Origin of the sequence: Clostridium sp. 1001270J_160509_D11 (assembly GCF_015667935.1) — a bacterium.
Taxonomy (GTDB): Bacteria; Bacillota; Clostridia; order Peptostreptococcales; family Peptostreptococcaceae; genus Intestinibacter.
In genome coordinates, this window is sequence record NZ_JADPET010000001.1 from 43,076 (window position 1) to 61,928 (window position 18,853).

An 18,853-nucleotide genomic window follows, 5' to 3' on the forward strand; every position below is an offset into this window, starting at 1 on the left:
ATTTTGGAGGTGAATTTGTGGAATTAAATAAGGAAATTTTAAAGGGGCATATAGATACTTTGATATTGGCGATACTTGAGAAAAAAGATTCTTATGGATTTGAAATAGCAAAAAATGTGCTTGATGAAACAACTTTTGAATTGAAAGATGGTACGTTATATATATCCTTGAAAAGGTTGGAATCTAAAGGATTGATAGAATCATACTGGCAAAGTAGCCAAGGTCCAGGCAATAGACGTAAATATTACAAAATAACAGAAGAGGGAATTCGTAATTTGGACTTAAAAGTTCAGGAATGGATTTTTGTAAAAAAAATAATGGACAAATATTTAGACGGGAGAAATTATAATGGAGAAAATAGATAAATATTTATACTTATTATATAAAGGGGACAATAGCTCGGAGGTCTTGGAGTTAAAGGAAGAACTGCGAGAACATTTAATATTATCTGCAAATGAATTTATAGAACAAGGATATACAGAAGAAGAGGCATATGATAAAGCTATCGAAAAATTTGATGGCGGTAAAGATATGTTAAATGAGTTACATAAAACGCTTAAGACAACTAAGCATAAAAATATAAAAAAACATGAAAATATAAAATTGAAGAAGTTTGGTAGAAAGATATTGAGAAGTATATCGGCAATATGTTTAGTAATTGTTGCATTGATTATATTTCAAAGACATAAGTTAGACAGTACTGTTTTTTATGTCGAATCAAGATTAAATTCAAAATTAAACTATATAGTATCTTCAAATGAAATATATGATGTTTCAAAATATGAAGGTGAAATAAATAAGCTATTAAAAAACAAGCAATTTAAAAATGTAGTAAACCTTAGAATTTTTATGAATCCTGCAAAAGACTACAGTGGAGAAACTTTATATGAATATTCTACAGAATATAACAAAAATAATTGGCTTTTTAGTGTAGGCGGGACTGCTAATGAACTGACATCAAAAGGGGACAAAGCTTATTTTAGCGTTGAAATAAAGCATAATCCTTTAGTTAGAGATAACGACTTTTTTAGAAATGTTTTAGTCATAGGTATGATTAGTTTTTGTATAGAAATTATTTTATTGTTGAGATCTGTAATATTAAAATACAAGGGTAGAGTTAGGGTAAATATGGTTTAGTTTTTGATTTTTGGCAAGGGGAATGATGATTTAAAACTAGAGTGATGAATAAGGTAAAAGTTTAAATAAATATAGATAAAAATCTTCTTAATGTGTAAAATTATTATAGTAATAAAATATTAAGATAGGCTAATATTGTGTCTATCTTAATAAAAAGATTAGGAGATATAAAATGAACAAAGATAATAATTTCAACCATGTTGCATTTTTGTGGAACATAGCAGAAAGTTTAAGAGGAACATATAAAGAAGAAGACTACAGAAAAGTAATGCTACCAATGATAGTAGTAAGAAGGTTTGACTGCTTACTAGATGATTATGATAGAGAAATAATAAAATCCGTATATAAAGAATACGACTTCTTACCAGAAGAAGAAAAAGACGAGATAGTAATAGCTGATTTAAAAGAAAACCATAACATGAATTTACAATTTTATAATGTAAGTGATTTCACATGGAAAAAACTGTTAGATGATAGTGAAAATATAAAATCAAACTTTGAAGAATACTTAAATGGATTCTCTAACAATGTAAAAGAAATAATAGGTAAATTCAAATTTAAAGATGAAATAAACCAATTAGATAAAAAAGACAAACTATTTGCAGTACTTAGCAAAATGTATGAAGTAGATCTTCACATAAATGCAGTTTCAAATAACAAAATGGGTTACATATATGAAGAAATGCTAAGAAGATTTACAGAAAACTCAGCAGCAGGAGAGCAATACACTCCAAGAGAAGTTATCAGACTTTGTATGGAAATGTTATTTATGGGAAAAGAACATTTCTTAACAGAAGAAGGAAAAGTAATATCAATAGGAGATTTCTGCTGTGGTACAGGAGGAATGTTATCAATAGGTGAAGATTATGTGGAAAAAATAAACCCTTCTGCCATAGTAAACGTATATGGACAAGAGTTACTAGATGAATCATTTGCCATATGTCAGGCAGATATGCTGATGAAGGGACAAAATCCTGACAACATAAGATTAGGTAACACTCTTACACAAGATAGATTTAAAAATGAACATATGAGATTCCTTATCTCAAATCCACCCTTTGGTGTAACTTGGAAAGATGAAGAAAAAATAGTAAAAGAAGAATCAGACTTAGGATTTGATGGAAGATTTGGTGCAGGAACACCTAGAGTAAGTGACGGTTCACTACTTTTCCTACAAAACATGATAAGCAAAATGTATGATGATGAAGAAGGAAGTAGAATAGCAATCATATTCAATGGTTCACCACTATTTACAGGAGATGCAGGAAGTGGAGAATCTAACATCAGAAAATGGATAATAGAAAATGATTTATTAGAAGGAATAATAGGACTACCTACTGATATGTTCTACAATACAGGAATAGCAACATATATATGGGTACTTACTAATAGAAAAGAAGAAAAAAGAAAAGGCAAAATACAACTTGTAAATGCTACTAACTACTATCAAAATATGAGAAAAAGTTTAGGTAATAAGAGAAAAGAAATAACTGAAGAGCAAATACAAGAAATAAAAGAACTGTATGTAAACTTTGAAGAAAATGAAAATAGTAAAATATTTGATAATGAAGATTTTGGATACAGAAAAATAACAATAGATAGACCTTTAAAACTAAGCTTTGTGGTAAATAATGAAGCGATAGAAAATGTAAAAAATACTACTCAGTTTATAAATCTTGCAGTATCTAAGAAAAAAGACGAGCAAGTTAAAGCAGAGGAAGAAAGATTAGGAAGAGAAAAACAAGAAAAATTAGTTAAACTTCTAGAAAGCTTTGACAGTGAAAAACAATACTTAAGCAGAGATGAGTTTGTAAAAGAGTTAAAAGCTAAATCTAAAGAGTTTGGCATAACACTAGCTGCTGGACTTATAAAAGCAATAGTAGGAGCTATTGGAGAAAGAAATGAAAATGCAGAAGTTTGCAGAGATTCTAAAGGAAATGTAGAAAGTGATTCAACTCTTAGAGATACAGAAAGTATTGTGTTAAAAGATGATGTGTATGAGTATTTTGAAAAAGAGGTAAAACCTCATGTGAGTGATGCATATATGGATGAGAGTACTTTTGGTAATGTGGGTTATGAGATACCTTTTACTAGACATTTCTATAAATATGAAGAGTTAAGAACTTTTGCTGATATCATGAAAGAAGTTGAAGAGTTAGAAAGTGAGATTGCACTAGAGATAAGGAAGGTGCTTGGATAATGGAGTATAGATATAGAGAGCAAAAGGAATTAATAAAGGGGGAGTTAGGTAATATACCTAAATCTTGGAATCAAGCAAAAGCACAGTATTATTTTGATGTATTTGCAGGAGGAACACCTAGTACTAATGAACCTAAATATTGGGATGGAGATATTCCTTGGATAAACTCTGGAGAAGTACAAAATTGCTATATTACAAATGTTAGTAGATACATTACAAATCAAGGTTTAAAAGAGAGTTCTACAAAACTAATTCCTAAAAATACAACAGTATTAGCTATGACTGGAGCAACATGTGGAAATGTAGGTTATTTGCAATTTGATTCAACTGCAAACCAGTCTGTAATGGCATTTGTGCCTAAGTATAGCTATAATTCTAAGTTTTTATATTACTATTTAATGTGTCAGAGTCAGCAAATTGAGTATTATAAAACTGGAGGAGCTCAAGGTGGTATAAATGTTGATAATGGGAAAAAGTTATATATAAATATACCATTAGATGAAGAACAAGAGAAAATAGCTAACTTTCTTGATAAAAAGACTTCGAAATTTAACTCAATAATATCTAAAAAAGAAGCATTAATAGAAAAATTAGAAGAAGCTAAGAAAAGTCTTATAAGTGAAGTTGTTACTGGTAAGATGAAGGTTATTAAGAATGATGATGGATATGATTTAGTTAAGAGAAGTAATGATGAGATGAAAGATAGTGGAGTTGAGTGGTTAGGTGAGATACCTAAGGATTGGGAAGTGAACAAACTAAGTAATATAGCTGAGTTAACTAGATTAGCAGGAGCAGAGTATACATCATATTGGGAAACTGATGATGATGGAGAAATAATTGCGTTAAGAGGTCAAAATATTGGTATAAATGAATTAAATTTAAATAATATAGAAAGAATATCATCTAAACTATCAAATAGATTAAATAGGTCTAAATTGTATAAAGGAGATATAGTATTTCCTTGTGTAGGAAGTATAGGTAAAGCAACATTAATAAAAGAAGATAATAAATATCATATTAATCAAAATATAGCTAAAATAACTCATAATGATAAAATAGTTCCAGAGTTATTGTCCTATCTATTGAATAGCAATGAATGTCATAAGCAGATAACTTGGTTTAACTCATCTCAAATGCAACCAAGTGTGCTTATAAGAGATTTAAGACAATTTAAATTTGCTTTGAGTTATGATAAATTAGAACAGGTAGAAATTTGTGAGTTTCTGGAGTTAAAATTACATTATATGAATAAAATACTAAATAACACTAAAAATCAAATACAAAAACTAAAAGAAGCTAAACAAAGTTTAATAAGTGAAGCAGTAACAGGAAAAATAGAGATACTAGATTAACTTCTAGTATCTAGTTAATATAAATAGGATAATATAAATGCTATAAGTAGATTTGAAAATTATATACAGAAGAGTAAGTTTTTTATAGTTGACTTTCTATACTATAATAAATAATCAATATGTTATAATTAAATAAATAATAAAAGGTGGTGATATTATGATGAATATAAGTCATGAAAGAAATGAAATTAGTATAGATGAAAAAATAACAGAAGAAAATGATTGTAGTATAAATACTAATATGAATATCAGCCAAGTAAAAACAGAAATAGGATTTAAAACATTGGTAGAAGGATTTGATTCAATGAATTTTGTGATACCTAAGTATCAAAGAAAATTTATATGGACAAAAGAACAAGTACAGGAATTGGCGATATCTCTGCTTAGAGGCTTACCTATACCACCTATTTATGCATATAGAAATAATTTGAATCAATTGGAAATACTAGATGGTCAACAAAGAATACTTAGTTTATTCTTATATTATAAAGGAAAATATTTTAAAAATTTAGAAAAGAATAGCGCAGAATTATCTAAAATTATGATAGATCCTATTTTAATGAATGATAATATGAGTTTTGAACAATTATTAGAAGACAAGAAATTATTAAGAAATTATAAATATAAATTTGAATACATAAATGATGGAATACATGAAGAAGATATAAGTTATGACAATTTAGATCATATTGTTAAAAGGAAATTAGATTTTACACCAATAACAATAATAGAAATTAATATTGGAAATACAAAATATAAAAATAGAATACTTTATACAGTTTTTAAAAATTTGAATAGTGGTGGAACAAAACTTAAAAATCAGGAAATTAGAAATGGTGCATATCAATCTAAATTTTATGACATGCTTCATGAAATAAATGATGTTAATACTAAGTGGAGAACTATATTTGGAGATAAGCATAAGCACAGTAAAGATGTAGAATTGCTTTTAAGATTTTCAGCTATTCAAAAATATTTTAAGTTAAAAGATGATGGAGAAGTTATTATAAATAAATATAATGGCTCTTATACTAAAATGCTAAATGATTTTTCAGATGAAGCTGTGAATTTTGATGACTATGAAGTCAACAGATATAAAATTGATTTAACATCATTTATAGATAGATTTGAAGTAAATACGAAAGTACCTCATTTATTGTTAGAAAGTTTGTACTTTGCAAGTTTGTATACAGATAATAATAAATATAAAATTACTGAAGAACTTTGTGAGAATATTATAGATGATCCTAAATATCAAAGTTATGTTAAATCTCCTAACTCAGCAAAAACAAAAGTTAAAGAAAGGTTAGAATATGTCTATAGAAAAGTACAAGAATACATTAACAGCAGTTACGAATAAAATACATGAATCTAATTTTAGTCATGAAGATAATATTATAATAGGGGATAATTCAAGTGGAAAATCAGAAATATTACGAAATTTAGTAAATTTATCTTTTGATAAATACTATTTTATAGATGCTATAAACAGGACCTTTGATTCATCAAAAATAATAAATAGAGAAATAAGCATAAATACAAAATTCCAAAATATAAGTAAATATAGATTAAATGACAATATATTTAACTTGCAAGATTCATTTGATATTTATGGAGATGGAACAGGACGTATAGAAGCAATATTTAAAGAATATATGGAAGAAATAAAAATGTTATTAAAAAAATTTATAGATATTGATATTACGATGAAAGAAGTGAATTATGGTATATTTTCTAGCGAGGAAAAACTTTTTGTAGATAATAAAATAGAGAGTTTATCTAATGGATATCAAGCTATAATTAGGCTATTTTTAGAAATTATTTATATACATAAAAATAAAGGTAATAACAAAATAACTGTGGTTATAGATGAGATAGACGAATATTTATCATCAAGAAATAAATCAAATATAGTAGAGTTTTTGAAAAATGAATTTAATGAGTTTAATTGGGTTATAACAACTCATTCAGCAGATGTTATGGCATCTGCAAAAAACTTTAATCTAATAATATTGAAAAATGAAAATTATCAATGTTTAGATAGTAATGACTTTAATACAATTACTGATGTACAAGAAATATTTAGAGATTTATATGATAAAACAATAGATGATAATAAAGATGATATTAATATAACTTTAAGAAGGTTATTAAGTTTAAAAATAACTGGATGTTGGGGTGAAATTGAAGAACAGGATCTTAAAAAGGTTGAAAGTAATTACTTAACTACTTCACAGTTATTTTTAATAAATCAAATTAAAAATTGGTAAAAATGAGTAAAGATTTATTTTTATTAGATATACCTATTTTTGAACCAGAGTATGATATAAATAAAGATTATACTTACTCAAAGGAAAAAGGGAAACAAAATCTTAAAGAATTATTATTAAAAACATCAGATAATTATTGTATGTATTGTTATAGTAAAGTGTATATAGATAACAAATTATCGGGACACTTGGAGCATTCTATAGAAAAGAAAAATTCTTATAAACTTAAGGATTGTAATATAAATATATCAATAGCTTGTATTAAGTGTAATCTATCATTTAAAAAAACTGGAGAATATAAAAGAGCACTTGAGAAAAAAGAAATAGAATTATTTGAAAGTCAGTGTACATGTAGTGAACAAACGTGTTTATCACCATGTGAGCAATATGAAGATTTAAAAGAAATATATTTAAAAAAAGATACAGCAGAAATAATATTACAACCATTTGGAGTTGTAAATAAGGTTACAAATAATAAGTATGTAATACAATATAATTTGTTAGAACAAGAATTTATAGCAAGTGAACAATTTCAATATTCAGATAAAGAGATAGAATTTATAAATAAACATATAGAAAGATTTAACTTAAATGATTCACAGTATAGAACAAGAGAAATAATAAAAGTATGTGAAGATGTAACTTATTTTAAGCAAATACCTAGAAAGAAAAGGTATGATAATCTAGTAGCTGATTTGTTTATAGATAAGTTAAATAGTATAAGTCTGAATGATGCGATAAAGCTATGTGAACGAATTATAGTGTATTCAGAACTAAAATGTAAAACTTAGTATATAAAAACCCTCAATATAAACTTTATAGAGGGTTTTTATAAATTTTATATAAATTAGGTAATAGTATAGGAGGGGGCATCAGTGTTACCAAAAGAGAAAAATTTAGAGGAATCAATTGAAAATTACTTAGTATCGATTGGTTATGAGCAAGGACACTCACAAGAGTTTGATTTATCAAACTGCTTGTTTACAGAAGATTTATTTAGATTTTTAGAAAATACTCAAAAAGAACTACTTGATGAGTTTAAATATAACAGAGGAAGCAATTATAAAAAAGCCTTTGTGGATTTAGTTAATTCAAACATAAGATCAAGAGGTCTTATAAGTGTGCTTAGAAATGGTGTGGAAGATATGATGATGAATGGAAAATTCCAGCTATTCTACAACAAGCCAAATCTAACTACAAACAAAACTGATTATGAAAATTATAAGAAAAATATATTCAAAGTAACAAGACAGTTAAAATACAGTGATAAGCACAACAATACTTTAGATATGGTTTTATCATTAAATGGTTTCCCACTTATAGTTATGGAGTTAAAAAATCAATTCACTAATCAAAATGTTTACAATGCTATCAAACAATTCAAAGAAGACAGAAACCCAAAAGAAAGTATGTTTGAATTTAATAGAAGAGTATTAGTATATTTTGCTGTTGATACAGATGAAGTATACATGACTACTGAATTGAAAGGTAAAAACACTTACTTCTTACCATTTAACAAAGGAAATAACAGAGGTAAGGGAAATCCTCCAGTAGAAGGTAAAGAAAAGACATCTTATTTATGGGAAGAGATTTTGACAAAGGATAGCTTACTTGATATTGTTAAAAGATTTTACTTTATAGAAAAAGGCGGCACAAAGGATAGAAGAGCAATATTTCCTAGATTTCATCAGTTAGATGCTGTGAGAAAAATAGTTTCTGATTTGAAAATTAATAAAGCAGGGAAAAATTATTTAATTCAGCATAGTGCAGGTAGTGGTAAAACTAATACCATAGCTTGGACTGCTCACAGATTATCAAGTTTACATGATGAAAATAATGATGCTATCTTTGACTCTGTAATAGTGGTTACTGATAGAAAAGTGCTTGATAAGCAGTTGCAAGATGCTATATATCAATTAGAACATAAGCATGGTCTAGTTGTAAAAATTGATGATAAAAAGAATTCATCAGACCTAGCTGATGCTATTAATAATAGAGCAAAGATTATTATAACGACTATACAAAAATTCCAATATGCTTTGCCTAAAATAGAAAGTCATGAGAAAAGACATTATGCAGTTATAATAGATGAGGCACATTCTTCTACATCTGGAGAAAATATGAATGCATTGAAGCAAACTTTAGCAGTAAAAACTTTAGAAGAAGCTAAAAAAATTGATAATGAACTTGAGAAAGAAGAAAAATCTAGTATAGATAAAATGAATGAACTTATAGAAAAGAGAACGAATCTTGATCATATTAGTTTCTTTGCATTTACTGCAACTCCTAAGAATAAAACAATGCAGGTCTTTGGTAGAATAGGCGAAGATGGGTTACCTCATGAGTTCCATTTATATTCTATGAAACAAGCAATAGAAGAAGGGTTTATATTAGATGTATTAAAGAACTTTATGCCAGTAAATGTATATTATAAAGTTGGAAAGAAAATAGCTGATAATCCTGAGTTTGATAAGGGAGAGGCAAAAAGAGCGATTACTAAATTTGTCAGTTTAAATGAACATAATATAAGACAAAAGGTTGAAACAATAGTAGATGATTTTGTTGATAATAGGTCTATGTGGCTAGATGGAAAAGCAAAGGCAATGGTGGTTACTGCAAGTAGACTTCATGCTGTTATGTATAAGCAGGCCATAGACCAATATATAAAAGAAAAAGGATATAATATTAAGTCTTTAGTTGCTTTTTCTGGAACTGTTAAACATGAGGATGAAGAGTATACAGAAGTATCTATGAATCAAGAGGTAGCACCAGATATAAATGAGTCAAACTTACCAAATATTTTTGATAAAAATGATTTTAAAATATTAATAGTTGCAGAAAAATACCAAACAGGATTTGACCAACCAAAACTTTGTGCTATGTATGTGGACAAGAAATTAGATGGTGTAAAAACTGTCCAAACTTTATCGAGACTTAATAGAACTTATCCTAACAAGCAAACATTTATATTAGATTTCCAAAATAGCATTGAGGATATCCAAAATGCGTACAAGCCTTATTTTGAGATGACTAATATAGATAAGGTGACTGATCCCAACGTAGTAAATGATTTATGGTATCAGCTGCATGAGTATGGTGTATATACTGATGAAGAGGTAAATGATTTTACTATATTATTTTATAAAAAAGATAGAAAACCATATCAAGATGCAAAGATGAATAATATTATCGATAAAGCTGTTGAGAGATATTGCTATATAGAGGAAGAAGATGAAAAAAGGGCAGATGAGTTTAAAAAGAAATGTCAGAAATATATTACTTTCTATAACTTTTTAATTCAAATTTATCCTTTTAAAAACTTAAATCTTCTAAGATTACAAGTTTATTTAGTAGCACTTCTTAGAAAGTTGCCCAAAAAGGGTAAGGAAAGAATAGACATTGACGATATGCTAAGTCTAGATTATTATAAGCTACAAAAACTTGGTAATGATGATAAAAAAGGTGAGGATATATCACTTTATCATGGTGAAGGTGAGTTGGTTGGTATATCTGAAACAGCAACCTCTCGTGTATCAGAAGAAGAGGAAGAATACCTAGATGATATAATTAAAAAAATCAATGATGTATTTGGTGTTGGACTTACGGAAGAAGATAGAATCATCATAGATCAGTATGAGGAAATGTTTAAAAAAGATAAAAACATCATGGATATAGCTAAGGCAAATAGTTATGACGATTTAGTTACTACTTTCGGAAAAAATTATTTCAAAAGAGGTATAGTTAAGACTAAAAATAGAAATGACAGATTAGTTAGAGAGATACTTACTAATAATAATTTACAAAATTATATGATTAACTATTTGGCACAGAAGATATATGCTGAGGCTAATAAATAGTAGCTTATTAAATTAGTATGGTTTAAAAAATAATTTATTTCTAAATAAATAGGAGTTGTATCATTGGGTATAATTCCTATTTTTATGTACTTAAATGACATAAAAATAACAAATAATCCTTGCATAACGAGTATTAATAATATATAATGCTTGTTATGCGAGGTTTTATTTTTACAAACCCTTGTATTACAATGATTTAATTTTGGAGGTGAATTTGTGGAATTAAATAAGGAAATTTTAAAGGGGCATATAGATACTTTGATATTGGCGATACTTGAGAAAAAAGATTCTTATGGATTTGAAATAGCCAAAAATGTGCTTGATGAAACAACTTTTGAATTGAAAGATGGTACGTTATATATATCCTTGAAAAGATTGGAATCTAAAGGATTGATAGAATCATACTGGCAAAGTAGCCAAGGTCCAGGCAATAGACGTAAATATTACAAAATAACAGAAGAGGGAATTCGTAATTTGGACTTAAAAGTTCAGGAATGGATTTTTGTAAAAAAAATAATGGACAAATATTTAGACGGGAGAAATTATAATGGAGAAAATAGATAAATATTTATACTTATTATATAAAGGGGACAATAGCTCGGAGGTCTTGGAGTTAAAGGAAGAACTGCGAGAACATTTAATATTATCTGCAAATGAATTTATAGAACAAGGATATACAGAAGAAGAGGCATATGATAAAGCTATCGAAAAATTTGATGGCGGTAAAGATATGTTAAATGAGTTACATAAAACGCTTAAGACAACTAAGCATAAAAATATAAAAAAACATGAAAATATAAAATTGAAGAAGTTTGGTAGAAAGATATTGAGAAGTATATCGGCAATATGTTTAGTAATTGTTGCATTGATTATATTTCAAAGACATAAGTTAGACAGTACTGTTTTTTATGTCGAATCAAGATTAAATTCAAAATTAAACTATATAGTATCTTCAAATGAAATATATGATGTTTCAAAATATGAAGGTGAAATAAATAAGCTATTAAAAAACAAGCAATTTAAAAATGTAGTAAACCTTAGAATTTTTATGAATCCTGCAAAAGACTACAGTGGAGAAACTTTATATGAATATTCTACAGAATATAACAAAAATAATTGGCTTTTTAGTGTAGGCGGGACTGCAAATGAACTGACATCAAAAGGGGACAAAGCTTATTTTAGCGTTGAAATAAAGCATAATCCTTTAGTTAGAGATAACGACTTTTTTAGAAATATTTTAGTTATAGGTATGATTAGTTTTTGTATAGAAATTATTTTATTGTTGAGATCTGTAATATTAAAATACAAGGGTAGAGTTAGGGTAAATATGGTTTAGTTTTTGATTTTTGGCAAGGGGAATGATGAATTATATTTTAATATAGTAGTGGGATAATTATATAAAAAGGTATAAGTCAGAGTTAGAAAAAACTAGCTAAATTTTAAGTTTAGCTAGTTTTTTTAAAAATTAAATTCTTTGAAATCCCTATTGACCCTAAATCTCAACACCATACACATCCCTATATATATCCTTCTTATATTTATCAAATTCCTTTTCATCTATCGACTCAGGATAACTCATGATATTTAATCTAAAAGGAGAATCGCCAGGATTTAAAGGTTGTTGTAAGTAATAAAAATCATTAAAAGAAAATCCTAGTTTCTCATAGAATGAAACTCTTTTTTTAGATGTATCGCAGTTTGGAGGTTCGACTTCTAAGAAGACTTTCTTGTCACATTTATTTAAATAATTTTTGATTAATGATGTACCGACACCTTTTCCTCTCAATTTGATGTCGACAGCTAAATGTTCTACATATACAAAATCGTTAAATTCCCAAACAGCCATAAGTGCCAATACTTCATCATTTTCCTTAAATACGAAAGGGCGATAGTTACTTATAGAAAGCAAATCCTTTTGAGATGGATAATCTCTTCTTTCGCTTTTGGGAAAAGAATTATCTAATATATTAAAAAATGAATCAAAATCTTTTTCATTCATATCTATAAATTCTTTGATATTATGCATAATTATATCTCCTTAATAATTTATATGTTAATTATATTTTCATCTTATATTATAAATCTTCAAAAATGATTTACCAACTATAATGTATTTGTGTTTTGATATTTTTATGACTGGTTTGAAGTATATTATTCTATTTTCAAATCAGTAAGTATAGAGTACTAGAATTTAGAAATTTCATTTTCGCCTATCCATATACCTAAAATTTTAGTCCATAAGAATAGAATGAAGTTTATCTACACCAAATTATCTCGCCCGCATGTTTGTCAAAGACGAGAACTTGTTTTCCACAGTAGAAAAAGAAATCATCTTAAGTAGAGATGATATAGGAAAAAGATATATAAACTCTGATGAATTTATAAAGGTTAGAAGAGAAATAATATCATTATTGAGATAAATCTAAAAAATTATAAAAATATATAAAAAGGAGAAATTAAAATGCAAGAATTAATAAAAAACGTAGAAAAAGGGAAACCAATAGATTTTGGCAGTTTAGTAAAATGTAATGAAGGTCAAATAGAAACAGTAACAATGGCACAAAAAAGCGGTGTAGGGATAACTGCTATGGCATTTGGACAAGGCGAAGGAGTAGGCCCTCATGCAGCAAAAGGCGACGCAATGATATACATTCACGAAGGTGTTGCAACAGTGAAAATAGGTGACGACGTTATGGAAGCAAAAGCAGGAGAATTTGTAGTAATGCCAGCAAATATACAACATCAAGTAACTGCAAAAGAAGACATGAAGATGCTTTTAGTCGTAGTTAGAGAGGGATAGACTATGAAATATCTAAGAAATATCAAGCCTCACGAAGTTATCAAAATAACTGATATGATTAATCATTCAGGCAAATCGATAGCGAGCAAGGCTTTAATCGACAACGACCACACAGAAATAAGATTTTTCTCATTTCCAAAAGGCGAAAGTATAAGCAAGGAATATTACGAAATGGAAACGCTGTTTGTTATGTTAGAAGGCAGCGCAAAAATTGTATATAATAAAGACGACGAAAAGGTAATTAATCCTGGGGACATAATCGCTATGGAGTCTGATATAGAATATGGAGTTGAGGCTTTGACTGATGTGAAGCTGTTTAATATATTGGTTAAGGTTGATTAGTGAGAACCGTATGCATGATGATTTTGATTGTTGTGTGTACGGTTTTTTTGTTCAAATATACAAAAGTGTTGTGCGGTATAACGAAAAGTATAAATCGAGATTGAAAAAAACTTAACAAATAGATAGAATTAAATAAAAGATTCATAACAATATATTTTAAAGATGAAAAGCTTTTCAAAATAAAGTTTAATAAAATAATATCAAAAGGGGAAAAAGTAATGGAGACAAAAAAGGGAACACCAATAGTTACAGAGATGCAGGTAATACCTGTTGCAGGGTATGACAGTATGTTGATGACATTAAGTGGGGCTCATGCACCATATTTCACAAGAAATATAGTTATATTAAAAGATAGCTCAGGAAATACAGGAATAGGTGAAATTCATGGTGGTGATTATACATGCGAATCTTTAAGAAGTTGTTTTAGGAGAAAATGGTGTTATAGAAGGAGCAAAAGAAGGATTAGTAGTAATAGACATGAGTTCAATAGCTCCATTAGTAAGTAGAGAAATATATGAAGCATTAAAAGAAAAAGGCGTTAAGATGATAGATGCACCAGTAAGTGGTGGAGAACCAAAAGCAATAGACGGAACAATGTCTGTAATGGTTGGTGGAGATAAAGAAGTATTCGACGCTTGCTATGATGTTATGGATGCTATGGCAGGGTCAGTAGTTTATACTGGTGAAATAGGAGCTGGTAACATAACTAAATTAGCTAACCAAACAATAGTTGCATTAAATATAGCAGCAATGTCAGAAGCGTATATATTAGCTACAAAAGCTGGAGTTGATCCAGAATTAGTATACCAAGCTATAAGAGGTGGATTAGCTGGAAGTACAGTATTAGATGCTAAATCAAACATGGTTATGGACAGAAACTTCAAACCAGGATTTAGAATAGATTTACATATAAAAGACTTAGGAAACGTGCTTGATACTGCTCATGGAGTAGGAGCTCCATTACCATTAACTGCAGCAGTTATGGAAATGATGCAAGCAATAAAACTTGATGGATGCGGAACAGAAGACCACTCTTCATTAGTTAAATACTATGAAAAATTAGCAAACGCTCAAGTTGTTAGAAAAGGAAACTAGGTTTCAACATTTGATTTAACCTCAAAATATACCTACAGATTATGTGGCTTTGCTACATAATCTGTTTTTTAATTGGGAATAAATTAATATAGGATTTAAAATGATATATAATTTAAGATAGAGTGAAGTTTTAAATTATATATAAGTGAAATATTAAGTGTTAATAATTGATAAGGAGGGGCCAAAATGGATAGATTTGTTAGATTAAAAGATGGAGCGTTGATGCCGAAATTAGGACAGGGGACGTGGTTTTTGGGAGAAGATAAATCCAAAGAACAAGACGAAATTAAAAGTATAAAAATAGGAATAGAAAACAACATGACGCTTATCGATACAGCAGAAATGTATGGAGAAGGGTTAGCAGAAGAATTAGTCGGAAAAGCAATAAAAGGATATGACAGAGAAAAACTATTTTTAGTATCAAAAGTATATCCACATAATGCAGGAAGAAGAAACATATTTAGAAGTTGTGAAAATACACTAAAAAGAATGGGAGTAGAATATCTTGACTTGTACTTACTTCACTGGAGAGGGGCAGTACCCCTAAGCGAGACTGTGGAATGTATGGAGGAGCTTGTTAAAAAAGGTAAAATAAAAAGATGGGGAGTTTCAAACTTCGATATAGACGATATGAAAGAACTTATGACTGTTAAAGATGGAGACAAATGCGTAGTAAACCAAGTCTTATATCACCTAGGCTCAAGAGGGATAGAATATAGCCTTTATCCTTGGATGAAAGAGCACAATATCCCCGTTATGGCATATTGCCCAATGGCACAAGGAGCAAGCCTAAAACACGAGCTAATGACAAATAAAGAACTAATAAAAATCGCTGAGAAATACGATTTATCAATACCAGAATTGCTGCTTGCATTCGTATTGCAAAAAGATAATATTATCGCAATACCGAGAACATCTAACCCACAACATGCACTTAGAAATGCGAAGGTGGCTGATGTGAGGATTGATGAGGGGGATTTGGAGATTATGGATAGGGAGTTTCCGGCTCCTGATAGGAAGGTTTATTTGGATATTGTTTAGGGGATGGATTAAAATATATTAATAAAGGCCGTATACATGATGATTTTGATTATTGTGTATACGGCTTTTTATAATTGATTTAATGGTTACAATTTGGCTTACGATATTAATTTATTTATTTTTATCAGAGCTGTATTTTAGAACTAGAGGGTTTAAGGCAATTAAAAGAGAGATTGAGGTATATACAAAGGAATGTAATGAGTTAAATGATCATATAGAGGATATGAAGAGTGTGGATTTGGGGTTTAGAAGTAAGTATAAAAGTAATTTAAATTATTCTAAGAGCAAAAAAGGTAAAGGTAAAAAAAATCATTTAGAAGATTTGATAAATTGTGATTCTAGAACTTATATTTTGGGGGATAAGAGAAGGTTTAGAAAAGTATTTGATGATACTATCTCATCATTTTGTGAATTTTTTACAGTAGAAATTAATAAAGAAACTCTAGAAAAACTAGAAAAGACATTAAATGATTTTTTAGCTGTGGAAGAAGGTAAAAAATTATTAGAAAGACAAAGAGATGAAATTATAAAAAAGATAAGAAAAGAATTACCTTATTTTATTAGACGATTTACAGGGATACAAAGATTAAGTAGAAAACTAGGATTTAAGGATATAGATTTAAAGGATTCATACTTTCCTACATATACTTTTAGATGTATAAGTAAGTATGGAAAAATAACTGGAGCATTCGATGTTGTGTTTGATTTGAAAGAATTAGAAGAATTTATAAAATATTTATTACAAAAGATAAAATTCAAGAAAAGTGTAGCAGGTCAAAGGGCATTAATGACACCAAAGTTAAGAGAAAAGATAAAAGAAAGAGATGGTTATACTTGTCAAATCTGTGGATTATCCAATAAAGATGAGCCGAATTTATTGTTGGAAATAGATCATATAATTCCTTTATCTAAAGGAGGAATGACAACTGAGGGTAATTTGCAGATATTGTGTTGGAGGTGTAATAGAAGTAAGGGAGCTAAGATATAATTTTGTAGATGTTTTTTATTTGTATAAATATGGATTAACTAATAAATGATTTATAAAATGTGCTAAACTTTACTTAAAATATATGTTGAGGTTTTAGTTATATGGCTTTAATAGAGTAGTAATTAAACAATACAAAAACAGGGGGAATAAATATGATAGTAGCAGTAATAATCATACTTTCAGCACTAGCACTAGCTTTATTCTTTTTAAAAAAATCAAAAATAACCGCAATTGCATTTTCGGTAGTGCTTTTAGTTATAGGAATTGTATTTATAAAAGAGGGGCAAGATTTAAACCAAGAGCAACAGAGCCAAAACAAGGTGGCAAGTCAAAGTAAAAGCGAAAAAAGCGATAACTCAAATAACGACAAATCAAGTGATAAGACAGATAATCAAGAAAATAATAAATCAACAAAATCATCAAATCAAGCAAATAGCACAAAAACATACACAAGCAACAATAATCTTGTTGGATTGAAAAGTAAATATTTAGCACAACTGGATGAGTTGACGGTGCAAACTGATGAAAGGCAGCAAATTGATGATATTCCATGGATAGAGGTTAGAAGGATAGCTGCAGAAAGTTACCAAATGTGGGATGATAAATTGAACGAGATTTATGGTGTGTTAAAGCAGGAGTTGCCAGCAGATGAGATGGCGGCCCTTAAGCAGGAAGAAATACAGTGGATAAATGAGAGGGATAGTGCAGTAAAACAGGTAGAAATTCAGAATGGACCTGGGACTTTTGCGCCTTATGAGATGTCTATGACAAAGCTCAGTATGACAAGGGATAGATGTTATGAATTGGTTAATTCTTATTTTAAATAGCAAATTATTATAATTAAATAGATATTTCGACACAAAATTTAACATTATAAGGATTTATTAGTAAAATACTATATCCCCAAAATCCATTATATGTTATAAATAATATAGACCATATAAGGAGGGGAAATAATGGTACCAATAATAGTTATATTTGTAGCAGCGGCAGTTGTTTTATTCTTCCTGCTAAAATCGAAAGTGGCGAAGGTGTTAGTTTCGGCATTTGTGATTGTGGTAGGGGTTGTGCTTATGATGCAGGATTCGACAATAAATCAAAAGCAAGAACAAAATGTCGTAAAGAGTGAAAATAAGTTAGAGGGAGAGAATGATGAGTCTGGGCAAAACAACTCAGATAGTAAAGATTCGACACAAGAGTCAAATAACGACAAGTCGGATGAGAAGAAAGAAGGCAAAGAGGCTAGTAATAAAGACAATAGTCAAAGTACACAAAACAACAGTAATCAGTCTGCTAGTTTAAAATCTACATATTTGCAAGAATTAGCGAGTTTGGAAGCTAAAACGAATAATATGCTAGATGGATACACTACATATGAAATGACAAATAGTGCAACGCAAATTTATACTTTGTGGGATAATGAGTTAAATAAAATCTATGGAGTGCTGAAAAATCAGTTATCTGAAAGCGAGATGAATAGTCTTAGACAAAAGCAAAGAGAATGGATAACATATAGAGATAACAAGGCTGAACAAGATGCAGCTGAGTATGAAGGTGGGACTATGGCACAGCTAGAGTTGATACTTTCAAAGGCTAATACTACACAAGAGAGATGTTATGAATTAGTTAACTGGTATATGAAGTAAGTGATATGTAAAAATATAGAGAATTTTGTTCAAAAATGTTAGATATAGGGAATGATTGTATTGACTTAGACAATCATTCCCTATTATACTAAATTTAGACAATATATATACAATGTGAGGGGAAT

General features: G+C 28.8%; 17 protein-coding genes and 2 pseudogenes. 18 read left to right on the forward strand and 1 reads right to left on the reverse strand.

Annotated features, from left to right (window positions below):
• The 10 genes from I4U58_RS00225 to I4U58_RS00270 form a co-directional block, all read left to right on the forward strand.
• On the forward strand, nucleotides 1-365 hold a 365-nt coding region (locus I4U58_RS00225; protein ID WP_243269511.1), incomplete at its 5' end, for a PadR family transcriptional regulator.
• The gene (locus I4U58_RS00230) at nucleotides 349-1,137 is read left to right on the forward strand and encodes a permease prefix domain 1-containing protein (RefSeq protein WP_195928772.1); all 789 of its coding nucleotides are present in this window, start codon (nucleotides 349-351) and stop codon (nucleotides 1,135-1,137) included. The genes I4U58_RS00225 and I4U58_RS00230, both read left to right, overlap by 17 nt.
• 172 nt (nucleotides 1,138-1,309) lie before the next feature.
• Nucleotides 1,310-3,337, forward strand: a complete 2,028-nt coding sequence (locus I4U58_RS00235; protein WP_195928774.1) for a class I SAM-dependent DNA methyltransferase — start codon at nucleotides 1,310-1,312, stop codon at nucleotides 3,335-3,337.
• Nucleotides 3,337-4,689, forward strand: a complete 1,353-nt coding sequence (locus I4U58_RS00240) for a restriction endonuclease subunit S (protein ID WP_195928776.1) — start codon at nucleotides 3,337-3,339, stop codon at nucleotides 4,687-4,689. Before I4U58_RS00235 ends, I4U58_RS00240 begins: the two co-directional genes overlap by 1 nt.
• A gap of 157 nt (nucleotides 4,690-4,846) precedes the next feature.
• Complete coding sequence (locus tag I4U58_RS00245) at nucleotides 4,847-6,049, forward strand: DUF262 domain-containing protein (RefSeq protein WP_195928778.1); 1,203 nt, start codon at nucleotides 4,847-4,849, stop codon at nucleotides 6,047-6,049.
• The gene (locus tag I4U58_RS00250) at nucleotides 6,003-6,959 is read left to right on the forward strand and encodes a hypothetical protein (RefSeq protein WP_195928780.1); all 957 of its coding nucleotides are present in this window, start codon (nucleotides 6,003-6,005) and stop codon (nucleotides 6,957-6,959) included. The genes I4U58_RS00245 and I4U58_RS00250 overlap by 47 nt, the downstream gene beginning before the upstream one ends.
• 2 nt (nucleotides 6,960-6,961) lie before the next feature.
• Nucleotides 6,962-7,750: a hypothetical protein gene (locus I4U58_RS00255; protein ID WP_195928782.1), complete on the forward strand. Its 789-nt coding sequence runs from the start codon at nucleotides 6,962-6,964 to the stop codon at nucleotides 7,748-7,750.
• An 84-nt stretch (nucleotides 7,751-7,834) separates the two neighbouring features.
• The gene (locus I4U58_RS00260; RefSeq protein WP_195928784.1) at nucleotides 7,835-10,816 is read left to right on the forward strand and encodes a type I restriction endonuclease; all 2,982 of its coding nucleotides are present in this window, start codon (nucleotides 7,835-7,837) and stop codon (nucleotides 10,814-10,816) included.
• Nucleotides 10,817-11,032: 216 nt separating this feature from the next.
• On the forward strand, nucleotides 11,033-11,380 hold the full coding sequence (locus tag I4U58_RS00265) for a PadR family transcriptional regulator (RefSeq protein WP_195928770.1): 348 nt from the start codon (nucleotides 11,033-11,035) through the stop codon (nucleotides 11,378-11,380).
• Nucleotides 11,364-12,152, forward strand: coding sequence for a permease prefix domain 1-containing protein (locus I4U58_RS00270; protein ID WP_195928786.1), 789 nt, complete (start codon nucleotides 11,364-11,366; stop codon nucleotides 12,150-12,152). The genes I4U58_RS00265 and I4U58_RS00270 overlap by 17 nt, the downstream gene beginning before the upstream one ends.
• 156 nt (nucleotides 12,153-12,308) lie before the next feature.
• Here the strand turns inward: I4U58_RS00270 and I4U58_RS00275 are convergent, their stop codons facing one another.
• Entirely contained in the window at nucleotides 12,309-12,842 is a 534-nt protein-coding gene (locus I4U58_RS00275; protein WP_195928788.1) for a GNAT family N-acetyltransferase, read from the reverse strand.
• Nucleotides 12,843-13,277: 435 nt separating this feature from the next.
• On the opposite strand from I4U58_RS00275, the gene I4U58_RS00280 reads away from it, so the two are divergent.
• The 8 genes and pseudogenes from I4U58_RS00280 (at nucleotide 13,278) to I4U58_RS00315 (ending at nucleotide 18,728) form a co-directional block, all read left to right on the forward strand.
• Entirely contained in the window at nucleotides 13,278-13,616 is a 339-nt protein-coding gene (locus I4U58_RS00280; RefSeq protein WP_195928790.1) for a cupin domain-containing protein, read from the forward strand.
• A 3-nt stretch (nucleotides 13,617-13,619) separates the two neighbouring features.
• Entirely contained in the window at nucleotides 13,620-13,958 is a 339-nt protein-coding gene (locus tag I4U58_RS00285) for a cupin (protein WP_195928792.1), read from the forward strand.
• Nucleotides 13,959-14,176: 218 nt separating this feature from the next.
• A pseudogene (locus tag I4U58_RS14290) lies at nucleotides 14,177-14,353 on the forward strand (glucarate dehydratase); the annotation flags it as partial.
• 25 nt (nucleotides 14,354-14,378) lie between these two features.
• A pseudogene (gene garR / locus I4U58_RS00295) lies at nucleotides 14,379-15,053 on the forward strand (2-hydroxy-3-oxopropionate reductase); the annotation flags it as partial.
• A gap of 186 nt (nucleotides 15,054-15,239) precedes the next feature.
• The gene (locus I4U58_RS00300; RefSeq protein ID WP_195928794.1) at nucleotides 15,240-16,094 is read left to right on the forward strand and encodes an aldo/keto reductase; all 855 of its coding nucleotides are present in this window, start codon (nucleotides 15,240-15,242) and stop codon (nucleotides 16,092-16,094) included.
• A 223-nt stretch (nucleotides 16,095-16,317) separates the two neighbouring features.
• Entirely contained in the window at nucleotides 16,318-17,082 is a 765-nt protein-coding gene (locus I4U58_RS14005; protein WP_195928796.1) for an HNH endonuclease signature motif containing protein, read from the forward strand.
• Between the two features lie 152 nt (nucleotides 17,083-17,234).
• Nucleotides 17,235-17,909: a lysozyme inhibitor LprI family protein gene (locus tag I4U58_RS00310; protein WP_195928798.1), complete on the forward strand. Its 675-nt coding sequence runs from the start codon at nucleotides 17,235-17,237 to the stop codon at nucleotides 17,907-17,909.
• 129 nt (nucleotides 17,910-18,038) lie between these two features.
• Nucleotides 18,039-18,728, forward strand: coding sequence for a lysozyme inhibitor LprI family protein (locus tag I4U58_RS00315; RefSeq protein WP_195928800.1), 690 nt, complete (start codon nucleotides 18,039-18,041; stop codon nucleotides 18,726-18,728).
• Nucleotides 18,729-18,853: the final 125 nt, after the last annotated feature.